This window comes from Falsiroseomonas sp. HW251 (genome assembly GCF_050563545.1).
Classification (GTDB): domain Bacteria; phylum Pseudomonadota; class Alphaproteobacteria; order Acetobacterales; family Acetobacteraceae; genus Falsiroseomonas.
Map to the genome: position 1 here is coordinate 80,338 of NZ_JBNXUM010000001.1, position 12,908 is coordinate 93,245.

11 protein-coding genes are annotated in these 12,908 nt (G+C 72.2%); 9 read left to right on the plus strand and 2 right to left on the minus strand.

The window, feature by feature from the left end; all coding sequences use genetic code 11:
- The first annotated feature begins 11 nt into the window (after window positions 1-11).
- From ppdK to ACLF3M_RS00425, 5 genes are read left to right on the plus strand one after another with little or no spacing between them, the layout of a single operon-like run.
- Window positions 12-2,681, plus strand: a complete 2,670-nt coding sequence (gene ppdK / locus ACLF3M_RS00405; RefSeq protein ID WP_430654851.1) for a pyruvate, phosphate dikinase — start codon at window positions 12-14, stop codon at window positions 2,679-2,681.
- Window positions 2,678-3,946: an O-antigen ligase family protein gene (locus ACLF3M_RS00410; RefSeq protein WP_430654852.1), complete on the plus strand. Its 1,269-nt coding sequence runs from the start codon at window positions 2,678-2,680 to the stop codon at window positions 3,944-3,946. The genes ppdK and ACLF3M_RS00410 overlap by 4 nt, the downstream gene beginning before the upstream one ends.
- 33 nt (window positions 3,947-3,979) lie before the next feature.
- Window positions 3,980-4,372, plus strand: coding sequence for a hypothetical protein (locus ACLF3M_RS00415; protein WP_430654853.1), 393 nt, complete (start codon window positions 3,980-3,982; stop codon window positions 4,370-4,372).
- Between the two features lie 6 nt (window positions 4,373-4,378).
- A complete protein-coding gene (locus tag ACLF3M_RS00420; RefSeq protein ID WP_430654855.1) occupies window positions 4,379-5,392 on the plus strand; it encodes a glycosyltransferase family 9 protein in 1,014 nt (337 codons plus the stop codon).
- 59 nt (window positions 5,393-5,451) lie between these two features.
- Window positions 5,452-6,309 carry an SDR family oxidoreductase gene (locus ACLF3M_RS00425; RefSeq protein ID WP_430654856.1) on the plus strand — a complete coding sequence of 286 codons (858 nt, stop codon included), beginning with the start codon at window positions 5,452-5,454 and terminating at the stop codon, window positions 6,307-6,309.
- 2 nt (window positions 6,310-6,311) lie between these two features.
- On the opposite strand, the gene ACLF3M_RS00430 is transcribed toward ACLF3M_RS00425, so the two are convergent.
- Window positions 6,312-7,127, minus strand: coding sequence for a YgfZ/GcvT domain-containing protein (locus ACLF3M_RS00430; RefSeq protein ID WP_430654857.1), 816 nt, complete (start codon window positions 7,125-7,127; stop codon window positions 6,312-6,314).
- 81 nt (window positions 7,128-7,208) lie between these two features.
- Here ACLF3M_RS00430 and ACLF3M_RS00435 point away from each other — a divergent pair, with 81 nt between their 5' ends.
- Genes ACLF3M_RS00435 through ACLF3M_RS00450 form a run of 4 tightly spaced genes read left to right on the plus strand, consistent with a single transcriptional unit; the run spans window position 7,209 to window position 12,351 of the window.
- Window positions 7,209-8,123, plus strand: a complete 915-nt coding sequence (locus ACLF3M_RS00435) for a glycosyltransferase family 9 protein (protein WP_430654858.1) — start codon at window positions 7,209-7,211, stop codon at window positions 8,121-8,123.
- Between the two features lie 58 nt (window positions 8,124-8,181).
- A complete protein-coding gene (locus ACLF3M_RS00440) occupies window positions 8,182-9,222 on the plus strand; it encodes a glycosyltransferase (RefSeq protein WP_430654859.1) in 1,041 nt (346 codons plus the stop codon).
- Complete coding sequence (gene asnB, locus ACLF3M_RS00445; RefSeq protein WP_430654860.1) at window positions 9,222-10,994, plus strand: asparagine synthase (glutamine-hydrolyzing); 1,773 nt, start codon at window positions 9,222-9,224, stop codon at window positions 10,992-10,994. The genes ACLF3M_RS00440 and asnB overlap by 1 nt, the downstream gene beginning before the upstream one ends.
- Window positions 10,995-11,028: 34 nt before the next feature.
- Window positions 11,029-12,351 (plus strand): dihydroorotase, encoded by a 1,323-nt coding sequence (locus ACLF3M_RS00450; protein WP_430654861.1) that lies wholly within the window; start codon window positions 11,029-11,031, stop codon window positions 12,349-12,351.
- A gap of 179 nt (window positions 12,352-12,530) precedes the next feature.
- On the opposite strand, the gene ACLF3M_RS00455 is transcribed toward ACLF3M_RS00450, so the two are convergent.
- On the minus strand, window positions 12,531-12,905 hold the full coding sequence (locus ACLF3M_RS00455; protein ID WP_430654862.1) for a hypothetical protein: 375 nt from the start codon (window positions 12,903-12,905) through the stop codon (window positions 12,531-12,533).
- Window positions 12,906-12,908 lie beyond the last annotated feature (3 nt).

Here is a 12,908-nt window from a genome sequence, read left to right on the forward strand (position 1 = left end):
ACCACAGCGTCATGACGAAGTGGGTCTACAGCTTCGGTGCCGGTCACAACGAAGGTCGCGCGGACATGCGCAACCTGCTCGGCGGCAAGGGTGCTAACCTCGCGGAGATGGCCAGCATCGGCCTGCCCGTGCCGCCCGGCTTCACCGTCACGACCGAGGTCTGCACCTGGTACTACGCGCACGACAACACCTATCCCGGCGACCTCCAGGACCAGGTGGTCGAGGCGCTGGGCCGCGTCGAGAAGGCGGTCGGCGCGAAGTTCGGCGACCACCACAAGCCGCTGCTGGTCTCCGTCCGCTCCGGCGCGCGGGTCTCCATGCCCGGCATGATGGACACCGTGCTGAACCTCGGGCTGAACGACGCGACGGTGGACGGCCTGGCCGCCGCATCCGGCGATGCGCGCTTCGCCTGGGACAGCTACCGCCGCTTCATCCAGATGTTCGGCTCCGTCGTGCTCGGCGTGGATCACCATCGCTTCGAGGAAATCATCGAGCATGTGAAACTCGACAAGGGTGTCAGCGAGGACACCGATCTCGACGCGCAGGACTGGCACCGCGTTGTCGCCGGCTACAAGGACATGGTGGCCGAGGTCACCGGCGCGCCCTTCCCGCAGGACCCCAAGGCGCAGCTCTGGGGCGCGATCGGCGCGGTCTTCGGCAGCTGGATGAACCCGCGCGCCAACACCTATCGCCGCCTGCACGACATCCCCGCGGATTGGGGCACCGCCGTCAACGTCCAGGCCATGGTCTTCGGCAACATGGGCAATGACTGCGCGACAGGGGTCTGCTTCACGCGCGACCCGTCCACCGGCGAGAACATCTTCTACGGCGAATACCTCATCAACGCGCAGGGCGAGGACGTCGTCGCCGGCATCCGCACGCCTCAGCCCATGTCGGAAGCGCGCGCCAAGCCCGGCGAGACCAGCATGGAAAAGGCGATGCCCGCTGCTTACGCCGAGCTCGTGCAGGTCCGCGCAACGCTCGAGAAGCACTATGCCGACATGCAGGACATCGAGTTCACGGTCCAGCAGAACAAGCTCTACATGCTGCAGACCCGCAACGGGAAGCGCACTGCCGCGGCGTCGCTGAAGATCGCGGTGGACATGGCGCGCGAAGGCCTGATCGACCAGAAGGAAGCGATCAAGCGCGTGGACCCGAAGGCGCTCGACCAGCTCCTGCACCCGACCCTCGATCCCAAGGCGCCGCGCAAGGCGCTGGCCAAGGGCCTGCCGGCCTCGCCCGGTGCCGCGTCGGGCGTCGTCGTCTTCTCGGCCGACGAAGCCGAGGCCCGCGCCGCGAAGGGCGAGCAGGTCATCCTCGTCCGCATCGAGACGTCCCCCGAGGACATCCATGGCATGCATGCCGCAAAGGGGATCCTCACGACGCGCGGCGGCATGACCAGCCACGCCGCCGTCGTCGCGCGCGGCATGGGCCGGCCCTGCGTCGCTGGCGCCGGCTCCATCACCGTGGACTACGCCAGCCAGACGCTGTCCGCCGGCGGCAAGCGCGTTAACGGCGGCGAAGTCATCACGCTGGACGGCGCGACCGGCGAGGTCTTCATCGGCCCCGTGGCGATGATCGAGCCCCAGCTCTCCGGCGACTTCGCGACGCTGATGGAGTGGGCCGACGGCGTGCGCAAGCTGAAGGTCCGGACGAACGCGGAAACGCCGCTGGATGCCGAGACCGCCCGGAAATTCGGCGCGGAGGGCATCGGCCTCTGCCGCACCGAGCACATGTTCTTCGACCCCGAGCGCATCGGCGCCGTGCGCCAGATGATCATGGCGGAGACGGAAAGCGGCCGCCGCGCCGCGCTGTCGCGGCTGCTGCCCTTCCAGCGGCAGGATTTCGTGGACCTCTTCCGCATCATGGCGGGACTGCCCGTCACGATCCGCCTGCTCGATCCGCCGCTGCACGAATTCCTCCCCCACAAGGAGGAGGAGATCGAGGAGGTGGCCTCCGACCTCGGCGCCGACGTCGCAGCGATGAAGCGGCGCGTGTCGGAACTTTCGGAAGCCAACCCGATGCTCGGCCATCGCGGCTGCCGGCTCGGCATCACCTTCCCCGAGATCTACGAGATGCAGGCTCGCGCTATCTTCGAGGCCGCGGTCGCGACCGCGAAGGAGACCGGCGCCGCGCCGGTGCCGGAGATCATGATCCCGCTAGTCATGGCCCGCCGCGAGCTCGAAATCCTGCGCGCCCTGGTGGACAAGGTCGCGCAGGAGGTCTTCGCCGAGACCGGCATGCACATCGAATACCTCGTCGGCACGATGATCGAGCTGCCGCGCGCGGCGCTGACCGCCGACGCCATCGCCGAAAGCGCCGACTTCTTCAGCTTCGGCACCAACGACCTGACGCAGACCGTCTTCGGCCTGTCGCGCGACGACGCCGGCAAGTTCCTGCCGATCTATGTGGAGAAGGGCATCCTGCCGAAGGATCCCTTCGTCTCGATCGACCGGGACGGCGTCGGCGCGCTGGTGGAGATCGCGGCGGAGAAGGGGCGGAAGGTCAAGAACGGCCTGAAGCTCGGTATCTGCGGCGAGCATGGCGGCGATCCCGCCTCGATCCATTTCTGCGAGAAGACGGGCCTGGATTACGTCTCCTGCTCTCCTTATCGCGTGCCGATCGCGCGGCTGGCCGCGGCGCAGGCCGCACTGCAGGGCGGCGGCGACCGGACGGCGTGACGGCGGCCGCGCTTCCGGCCGAGGGCGTCGCACGGTCGCCCTCTCTGCCGGTGGCGGTCCTGCTGGCGGTAACGCCGGCGCTCGCCGTGGCGCAGTTCCGCGCCATGGCGCTGGCGGTGACGGTCGGCTTCGCGCTCGCCATCGCCGCGCATTGGCGCAACCACCGCAGCCTGCCCTGGCCGCGCCTGACGGCCCTGTCAGGCCTGGCTGCGGCGCTGGTCGCCTGGCTCGCCCTGTCGTCGCTCTGGTCGCCCGACCTGCTGCAGGGGCTCGGCACCGCCGGCGGGCTCGCGGCGCTGCTCGTGCTGGCCGCCATGACGGCCCGGGCGCTGGAGCAGGATGGCGCGGCCAACCGGCGCCTCATCGGCCTGGCCGTCGCGCCGGGCCTTCTTCTCGGCATCGCGCTGCTGGCACTGGACTACGCCACCGGCAACTGGTTCCGGCTGGCCGTGCGCGGCTTCCCGGAATGGACGCCGCGCGTCTTCTTTGGGCTCAAGCCCGCGGTGTCCGTGCTGGTGCTGCTGCTGCCGCTGGTGCTGGCCGTGCCGGGTCTGAACCGCGCCGCACGGGGCGCCATCCTGGCTGCCGGCGTCGCGGTGGCCCTCTGGCTGCCCGCGGAATCCGCGAAGATCGCGGCGCTGGCCGGCGTCGCGGCGGGCATCGGCGCGGCCTTCGCGCCGCGGCTGCTGCCGCGTCTGACGGCGGCGGTTCTCGCGCTGCTGGTGCTGGCCATGCCACTGCTGCTGGCAGCAAGCTTCACGCGGCCGCCCGACCTCTCCGCCCTGCCCTTCTCCGCCGCGCATCGCGTGCTGATCTGGGACTTCGTGATCGGCCGCGTCGCGGAGAAGCCCGTGCTCGGCTGGGGGGCGGACGCCGCGCGCGCCATCCCGGGCGCCGAGGACGGTTTCTCCACCGAGGTGCTGGACCGCTTCGGCCTGACTTCGCCGGAGGAGCGCGACGTCTTCGGCCGCCACGCCTCGCGGCTGCCGCTGCACCCCCACAACGCCGCGCTGCATGTCTGGCTGGAGACCGGCCTGGTCGGCGCCGTCATCGCCGCGGCGCTGGCGGCCGCCGCGATGCTGGCCGCCGCCGCATCCCCGATCGCCGGCGCCACGCTCGGTGTCGGCGTCTCGGGGGCGATCACGGGCCTGCTCTCCTACGGGGCCTGGCAGCCCTGGTGGATCGCGACGGTGATGCTGGCGGCCGTCGCGCTCGGCGCGTTGCAGCGCGGCCATCTCGACGCCCCGGCCCAGCGCCGCCTATAGACGCGCCGCAGACCCGACGCCGAGGGCGGCCGCATGGTGATCCAAATTCCCGCCTCGCCGGGCGAGGTGCTCGACAAGCTGACCATCCTCGACATCAAGCTCGCGCGCATCGGCGATGCCGCGCAGCGCGAGAATGTCGCGCGGGAGCACGCCGCGCTGACCGCCGCCTGGGACGCCGCGCTGGCGGGGCGCGAGGCCGCGGCGCTCGCCGCGCTGCGCAACGCGCTGCGCGGCGTGAACGAGACGCTGTGGGACGTCGAGGACGCGCTGCGCGAGCATGAGCGCCGCGCCGATTTCGGCACTGCCTTCGTCGAACTCGCGCGGTCGGTCTATCGCACCAATGACCGCCGCGCCGCGATCAAGCGCGAGGTCAACGACCTGCTGGGCTCCGCGCTGCGCGAGGAGAAATCCTATGCCGCGTATTGATCGGCGATGAGCGACCAGTTCCGCCCGCGTTCCGTCGGCGTCTTCAGCCGGCAAGAGATCTTCGGCGACGGGCTCTACAAGGTGATCTTCCTGCGCGGCCTGCGCAGCGCCTTCCCCGGCGCGACGCTGACCTGGATGACAACGCTCGACACGGTCTTCGCGCGCTCGCTCAGTTCCGTCGCAGGCCCGCCGCTGCTCGACCAGGTCGTGGAGTTCTGCGGCATCGGCAAGAAGCCGCTCGAGCTGCTGAAGCCGCGGCCGCGCGGCCTCGGGCCCTTCGACCTCATCATCGACACGCAATCCGTGCTGGTGCCGACCATCCAGCTCTGGCGGATCCCGCACCGGCGCTTCGTCTCCGCGACCTTCCACCGGCGCGGGCTGGATGGCGCGCCGCATGGCGTGCACATCCTGGACCGACTCTTCGGCCTGCTCGAACTCGCCGCCGGGCATCGAGTAGAGCGCGACCTCTCGCCCCTGCCGCTGCCCGCGCCGCTGGTCGCGGCGGCCGAGGCGGCGCTGCCCGGCCCGGCATCGGGGCGCATCGCCCTTGCCCCCGGCGCGGGGGGCGAGAACAAGATCTGGCCGCTCGACCGCTTCATCGCGCTGGCGCAATCCCAGGCCGCGCGCGGCCGCCAGGCCGTCTTCCTGCTCGGCCCGAAGGAGGCGCCCTGGCGCGAGCGGATCGGGGCCGAGGCCCCCGGCGCCCTCTTCCCCGAGGAACACCCGGCCTTCGCCGCCGCGGTAGAGGCCGGCAGCGCGCAGCCGCTGCGGGCGGTCGCCGTCGCGGCGCGCTGCGCGGCAGGGGTCGCAAATGACGCCGGACCCGGCCACATGATCGCGGGCTCCGGCACGCCGCTGCTCTCGCTCTTCGGGCCATCCTCGCCGGAGAAGTTCCGGCCGATCTGCACGCGGTCGATGATGGTCCGCGCGCAGGATTTTGGCGGCCCCGAGATGACCCGCATCCCGGTCGAGGCCGTGCAGGACGCGCTGGAAGCGCTGATCCTCTCCGCCTCGCGATAGCCGGGAAACCCGCCCCGCCGGCGCCTCGTTGGCCCTGCTTCCCGCGGAGAGAAGCAGCCATGCCCGACACCCAGTTCCCGAAGCAGCAGCAATCCCACCAGCCCGGCCGCGAGTCCGAGATGACACCGCGCCCGGCCTCCGCGATGGAGAGCTGGCGTCCCGCGGGCAAGCTGACGGGCAAGGTCGCGATCGTCACGGGCGGCGATTCCGGCATCGGCCGCGCGGTCGCCATCGGCTTCGCCAAGGAAGGCGCCGATGTCGCGATCCTCTACCTCGACGAGAGCGAGGACGCCGCCGACACCAAGCGCCGGATCGAGGCCGAGGGCCGCCGCGCGCTGGCCATCCCCGGCGACATCGGCGACGCGGCCTTCTGCCAGGACGCGGTGAAGCAGGTGGTGCAGGCCTTCGGCAAGCTCGACATCCTCGTCAACAACGCGGCCGAGCAGCATACCTGCGACGACTTCGCCGACATCCCGACCGCGCAGGTCGAGCGCACCTTCCGCACCAACATCTTCGGCCAGATGTGGATGACGAAGGCCGCGCTGCCGCACCTGCACGAAGGGGCGGCGATCATCAACACGACCTCGATCACCGCCTACAAGGGCAGCCCGCAGCTCATCGACTATTCCAGCACCAAGGGCGCGATCGTCGCCTTCACGCGCAGCCTGTCCGTGGCGCTGGAAAAGCGGAAGATCCGCGTCAACGCGGTCGCTCCCGGACCGATCTGGACGCCCCTGATCCCCGCGAGCTTCGAGCCCGACCGCACGGCCGAGCACGGGAAGTCCGCGCCGATGGAGCGCGCGGGCCAGCCGGACGAAGTCGCGCCGAGCTACATCTTCCTCGCGAGCAATGCCGACAGCGGCTACATGTCGGGCCAGGTGCTGCACCCCAACGGGGGTGCGGTGGTGAACGGGTAGGGCTAAGCCGTCTCGCGCGCCGGAAGGGCCATCCAGGCCGGCACGCGGGGCGCAAGCCTCGCCTGGCCGCAGGTGAGCGGGCATTCCAGCGCCTCGGTCCGCAGGAGCGCGAGGCCCCGAGTGCCGCGTCCCGTGCGCATCTCGCCGACCTCGGCGCCGTCACGCGTGACCGGCGTGCCCGGCGCGGGCAGCGGGCCCGTCACATCGACCGGCACCAGGCGCTTCTTGACCAGGCCGCGGTACTTCGTGCGCGCGGTCAGCTCCTGGCCCATGTAGCAGCCCTTGGACCAGGACACGCCGTGCAACTCGTCGAAGCCGGCCTCGAGAAGCACGGTCTTCTGCGCCTCCATGTCGGCGGGATCGGGCAGGCCGAGCGCAAGGCGATGCGCGTCGTAGTCCTCCGCCGAGGCATCGGTGGGCAGCGGCGCGGCTGCCAGGATGCGCCAGCCCGCCTGGTCCAGCCGCGGATCGGGTGCGGCGATGCCGCCCGCCGGCGCCGCCTCGCCCCAGGCCGCGTGCACCGCGAATTCGCCGGAGGCATCCCGCAGCGCGACCTTGGCGCGCAGGCGGTAGCGCGACAGCGTGGTCGCCAGCAGCGCCGCCTGGTCGCGCGCGCAGTCCAGCAGCAGGCGATCCCCGTCGGCGATCACGAAGAAATCCGCCAGCCACTTTCCCTGCGCGGTCAGCAGAGCTGCCCAGACCGCCCGGCCCGGTGCGGCCTGGGCAACGTCGTTGGACACCAGGCCCTGCAGGAAGGCGACGCGGTCCTCGCCCGCCACCTCCACCACGCCCCGTCCCGGCAACCCTGCGATCGGCATACCCCGAAGTTGGGAAAGCCAGCCGAGGGATGCAACGGGGTGGGGCCGCGCGGCGGGGCATGCTATGCGCCGCCCGAAGCCATGCGCATCCTTTTCGTCACGGCGACGCGGATCGGCGACGCCGTTCTCTCCACTGGCCTGCTCGGCCACCTGCTGCGCGCCCATCCCGGCGCGCGCGTCACGGTGGCCTGCGGCCCGGCCGCCGCCGGCGTCTTCGCCCGCCTGCCGGGGCTGGAGCGGCTGATCGTGGTGGAGAAGAAGCCGCTCTCGCTGCACTGGCTGAAGCTCTGGTGGCAGGTGGCCTTCATGCGCTGGGACCTGGTGGTGGACCTCCGGGCCTCGGCGATCGCCTTCCTGGTGCCGGCCAGGCGCCGCGCGGTGGGCAAGGGCGGGCGCCGCCCCGGCCACCGTCTGACCCATATCGGGGAGACGCTGGGCCTGTCGCCGCCGCCGCTGCCGGTCGCCTGGACCGCGCCCGAGGACGAGGCCCGCGCGGCGTCGCTGCTGCCCGGCGGGCCCTGGCTGCTGCTGGGGCCGACCGCGAACTGGGCGCAGAAGGTCTGGCCGGCCGATCGCTTCGTCGCGGTGGCCCGCGCGCTGACCGCGCCCGGCGGCGCCCTCGCCGGCGCGCGGATCGCCGTGCTGGGCGGGCCGGGCGCCATGGAACGCGACATGGCCGCCCCGGTACTGGCGGCCTTTCCCGGCGCCGTGGACCTCGTCGGCAAGCTGACACTGCCGGAGGTGGCGGCGGCGATGCGGCGCGGTGCGCTCTTCATCGGCAACGATTCCGGCCTGATGCACCTGGCGGGGGCCGCGGGCGCGCCGGTGATCGGGCTCTTCGCGCAGTCGGACGCGCGGGAATACGGGCCGTCGGGGCCGCGTGCGATCGCGGTTTCGGCGGATGGCGAGCCTTTCACCTCGCCCATGACCGCGGTGCCGGTGGAACGCGTGATCGCCGCGGCGGAGACGCTGCTGGGCGCCAAGGTGGTGGCGTGAGAGGCGGAAGCGGCCCCCTCCCAACCCTCCGCCGCAACTGCGGGGGAGGGCTAGTTCCATGCGCGTAGCCCACGTCATGGCCGGCGCGGCGCATGGCGGGGCGGAGGCCTTCTTCGAACGCCTCGCCCTCGCCCAGCACCGCGGCGGCCTGCGCGTGCTGGCGGTGATCCGCCGCAACGCCGAGCGCGCGTCGCGGCTCTCGGCGGGCGGGCTGTCGCCAGTGGAACTCGGCTTCGGCGGGCCGCTCGACCTGATGACGGGGCGGCGCCTGCGCGCGACGCTCGACGCCTTCCGGCCGCAGGTCGTGGTGGCCTGGATGAGCCGCGCCGCAGGTTTCTGCCGAGCGGCATCGCGCGGCGCGGCCTGGACGCTGGTCGGCCGGCTCGGCGGGCAATACGACCTGAAGCATTATCGCGGCTGCGACATCCTGGTGGCCAACACGCGCGGCCTCTGCGACTGGATCGAGGGCCAGGGCTGGCCGCGCGAGCGACTCAGGCACCTGCCGAACTTCGCCGCCGACCTCGCCGGCGCCGCGCCCGCCGCCCTGCCCTTCCCCCCCGGCGCGCGCGTGCTGCTCGCGATGGGGCGCCTGCACCCCAACAAGGACTTTCCGACGTTGCTGCGCGCGGTCGCGCGCCTGCCCGGCGACGCGCACCTCGCGCTCGCCGGCGAGGGGCCGGACCGCGCGCAACTGGCAGCACTGGCGCGCGAGCTCGGCATCGGCGACCGCGTCGCCTTCCTGGGCTGGCGCCAGGACACCGGCGCGCTGCTCGCGGCCTGCGAGATCCTCGTCGTGCCGTCCCGCATCGAGCCCCTCGGCAATGTCGTGCTGGAAGGCTTCTCGGCGTCGCGTCCGGTCGTCGCCGCCGCCGCCGACGGCCCGCGCGAGCTGATCGAGGACGGGCGTTCCGGCCTGCTGGTCCCGATCGGCGACGACGCCGCGATGGCGGCCGCGATCGCGGTGCTGCTGGAGGATCGCGCCCGCGCGCAGGCCATCGCCGCCGCCGGCCGCGCCGAGTTCGCCGCGCATCACGCCGAGGCCCCTGTGCTCGCGGCCTGGTCGCTCTTCCTCGAAGCCGCCAGCAGGATCAGGAACTGATGTGCGGGATAGCCGGCCTCGAGCAGAAGCAGGGAACGACGCCGGACGAGGCCGTGCTGCGCGCCATGACGACGGCGCTGGCGCATCGCGGGCCCGACGGGTCGGGGCTGCACCTCGCGGACAATGTGGGCCTCGCGCATACGCGGCTTGCGATCATCGACCTCGTCACCGGCGACCAGCCGATCTTCGCCGGCCCGGCCGCGATCGTCGCGAATGGCGAGATCTACAACTACCGGGAACTGCGCGAGCTCAACCAGCTCGTCACCACCACGAACAGCGACTGCGAGCCGCCGCTGCACCTGTTCCGCCGCGACGGGATCGAGGGCTATGCGGCCGCCATGCGCGGGATGTACGCGATCGCGCTGCATGACCGCCAGGCGCGGCGCCTGGTGCTCACCCGCGATCCCTTCGGCATCAAGCCGCTCTATCTCGCGCAGCTGCCCGACGGGCTGGCCTTCGCGTCGGAGCCGCGCGCCTTCCTCGACGCCGGCCTGGTGCAGCCGCGCATCCGCCGCGCCGCGCGCGACGAGCTGATGCAGATGCAGTTCACCACCGGCGCCGAGACCATCTTCGAGGGCATCCGCCGCGTCCTGCCAGGCGAGAGCATCGTCGTCTCCGACGGCGCGATCGTGGAACGCCACCGCCGCGCCGCGCTGCCCGAAGGCGGACCCGAGGCGATCTCCGAGGAAGCCGCGATCGCGCGCTTCGACGCGGCGTTCCAGGAAAGCGTGCTGCTGCACCAGCGCAGCGACGTGCCCTATGGCCTGTTCCTGTCCGGCGGCATCGATTCCGGCGCGGTGCTCGCGATGATGGCGCGTCTGAATGACCGCCCCGTGAAGGCCTTCACCGCGCGCTTCGACGTGGCCGGTGCGGCCGACGAGAACGCCGCCGCCGAGGCCGTCGCCAGGGCAACTGGCGCCGACCATGCGACGGTGACGGTGACCGAGGCAATGGTCTGGCGCGACCTGCCCGCGATCGTCGCGGCGATGGACGACCCTGCCGCGGACTACGCCATCATCCCCTCGTGGTTCCTCGCGCAGCGCGCGCGGCAGGAGGTGAAGGTCGTGCTGTCGGGAGAAGGCGGCGACGAGATGCTGGGCGGCTACGGACGCTATCGCAGCGCGATGCGGCCCTGGTGGATGGGGGGCCGGCAGCCGCGCTCCGCCGGCAGCTTCGACAAGGTCGCCGACGTGCTGCGCGAGGCGCCGACGCTCTGGCGCGACGGCTTCGCCGCGGCGGAGGCCGAGGCCGCGACGCCGGGCCGCACCAGGCTGATGGCGGCGCAGGCCGCGGACATCGCGGAATGGCTGCCGAACGACCTGCTGCTGAAGCTCGACCGCTGCCTGATGGCGCATGCGGTGGAAGGCCGCACGCCCTTCCTCGATGCCGGCGTCGCGGCGGCGTGCTGGCGCCTGCCGGACGGGCTCAAGGTGCGCGGTCGCACGGGGAAATGGCTGCTGCGGGAATGGCTCTCGCGCCACCTGCCGGCCGCGCGCCCCTTCGCGCCGAAGCAGGGCTTCACCGTGCCCGTAGGAGCCTGGATCGCGGGAGTGGGCGAGCGGCTCGGCCCGCTCGTCGCGGCGCAGCCCGGCGTCGCGGAGATCGCGAAGCCCGACCGCGTCGCGGCGCTGTTCCGTCACGCCGGCGGCGACAAGCACCGCGGCTTCGCGGCCTGGCACCTGCTGTTCTACGCGCTCTGGCACCGCGCGCATGTCGAGCGCGCCGGCGCGGCGGGCGACGTCTGGGACGTCCTGTCGCCCCGCGCGGCTTAGCGTTATAGGCTCGAATCCGAAGGGGATCCCTCACATGGCCCAGAGCTACGACCTCGTCCTGCGCGGCGGCACGCTGGTGCTGCCCTGGGGCGTCGAGCAGGCCGATGTCGGCGTGCGGCAGGGGAAGATTGCCGCGATCGGCGACCTCCGCCTGGCGCATGCGGCCGACGAGATCGACTGCCGCGGCCTGCATGTCCTGCCCGGCCTGATCGACAGCCACGTCCATCTGCGCGAGCCCGGCGACGCCAAGGTCGAGACGATCGCGACGGGGACGAAGGCCGCGATCCTCGGCGGGCTCTGCGCGGTTTTCGACATGCCCAACACCAGCCCCTCCATCACCAACCGCGAGCAGCTGGACTGGAAGCGGGACTTCGTCTCGAAGAACGCCTGGTGCGACATGGGCCTCTATGTCGGCGCGGCGAAGTCGAAAATCCCCGCGCTGGCCGACCTGGAAGCGCAGCCGAATGTCTGCGCGGTGAAGGTCTTCGCGGGCTCCTCCACCGGCGACCTGCTGGTCGAGGACGATGAGAGCCTGGAACGCGTGATGCGGTCGGGCCGACGCCGCATCGCCTATCACTCCGAGGACGAGTACCGGCTGCAGGCGCGCAAGCCGGACTACCACAGCGGCATGCCGTACCGCATGCATGCGGAGTGGCGCGACGTGGAATGCGCCTTCCTCGGCACGCGGCGGCTGATGGCGCTGGCGCGCAAGACGAACCGGCCCGCGCATATCCTGCATGTCTCGACCGCGGAGGAGCTGGACTACCTGCGGGACTACCGCGATGTCGCGACGGTGGAGCTGCTGCTGAACCACCTGACGCAGACGGACGAGGCCTATGACCGGCTCGGCGGCTATGCCGTGATGAACCCGCCGATCCGCGACGGGCGCCACATGCGCGCGGCCTGGGCCGCGGTCGCCGACGGCACGGTGGACACGGTGGGCAGCGACCACGCGCCGCATTCCCGCGCCGCGAAGGAGAAGCCCTGGCCGGATTGCGCGGCGGGGCTGACCGGCGTGCAGACCCTCGTGCCGCTGATGCTCGATCACGTCAGCGCGGGGCGGCTGACGCTCTCGCGCCTGGCCGACCTGATGGCCGCGGGACCGGCGCGGGTCTATGGCGTGGTCGGCAAGGGGCGGCTGGCCGCGGGCTACGACGCCGACTTCACGGTCGTGGACATGAAGCGCCAGCGCGTGATCGAGGAAAGCTGGATCGCCTCGCCTTGCGGCTGGACGCCGTTTGCCGGGCATCGCTGCACGGGCTGGCCGGTGATGACGATTTTGCGCGGCGAGGCCGCGATGCGCGAGGATGAGGTGATCGGCACGCCGCGCGGCAAGCCAGTGAGGTTTGCGCCGTAGCCACCAGATCCTCACCCGGTCCGGGATGGGGGTCGCAAGGCTGGTCTGACCGGCGCTGCCACGCGCTTCGCGCCCCCCCCTCACCCGCTCCGGCTAGGCGCTTCGCGCCAAGCCTGCGCGACCCTCTCCCCCCTGCCGGGGGCGAGGGAGAAAGAAGGCGGCGGGAGTGCCGCCAGCCGCTAGTTCACCGCCCCCCAAGGCCGCGGCGGCAGGCCCCCCGCCGGCTCCGGATACGGACCCGGATCCGCCACGCCCCGCTGCGGGCTGCCCGGCGGCGGCTCCGTCCAGCAATTCACCGATCCGATCGTTCGCGTGCAATACGGCACCGGCGCCGCCGCGGTCGGGATCGGCACGCACCAGGGCCGCCGGTTCTCCAGCCGCACGGCGGAGCAATCCTGGCCCAGCACCCAGCCCGCGACATGGTCCACCGGCGTCTTCCCCGTCGCGACCAGCCCCCCGCCGGTCGCCGCCGCCCCGGCCACCATCACCGGGCCGGACACGCAGCCGCCGAGCGGCAGCATCGCCATCATGGCGAGCAGGATGGAACGGGCCATGCC

Coding starts and splice junctions, on each gene's coding strand:
- ACLF3M_RS00420 (WP_430654855.1), top strand. CDS start 4,379: ATGAGCGACCAGTTCCGCCCGCGTTCCGTCGGCGTCTTCAGCCGGCAA.
- ppdK (WP_430654851.1), top strand. CDS start 12: ATGACGAAGTGGGTCTACAGCTTCGGTGCCGGTCACAACGAAGGTCGC.
- ACLF3M_RS00450 (WP_430654861.1), top strand. CDS start 11,029: ATGGCCCAGAGCTACGACCTCGTCCTGCGCGGCGGCACGCTGGTGCTG.
- ACLF3M_RS00430 (WP_430654857.1), bottom strand. CDS start 7,127: ATGCCGATCGCAGGGTTGCCGGGACGGGGCGTGGTGGAGGTGGCGGGC.
- asnB (WP_430654860.1), top strand. CDS start 9,222: ATGTGCGGGATAGCCGGCCTCGAGCAGAAGCAGGGAACGACGCCGGAC.
- ACLF3M_RS00415 (WP_430654853.1), top strand. CDS start 3,980: ATGGTGATCCAAATTCCCGCCTCGCCGGGCGAGGTGCTCGACAAGCTG.
- ACLF3M_RS00455 (WP_430654862.1), bottom strand. CDS start 12,905: ATGGCCCGTTCCATCCTGCTCGCCATGATGGCGATGCTGCCGCTCGGC.
- ACLF3M_RS00425 (WP_430654856.1), top strand. CDS start 5,452: ATGCCCGACACCCAGTTCCCGAAGCAGCAGCAATCCCACCAGCCCGGC.
- ACLF3M_RS00435 (WP_430654858.1), top strand. CDS start 7,209: ATGCGCATCCTTTTCGTCACGGCGACGCGGATCGGCGACGCCGTTCTC.
- ACLF3M_RS00440 (WP_430654859.1), top strand. CDS start 8,182: ATGCGCGTAGCCCACGTCATGGCCGGCGCGGCGCATGGCGGGGCGGAG.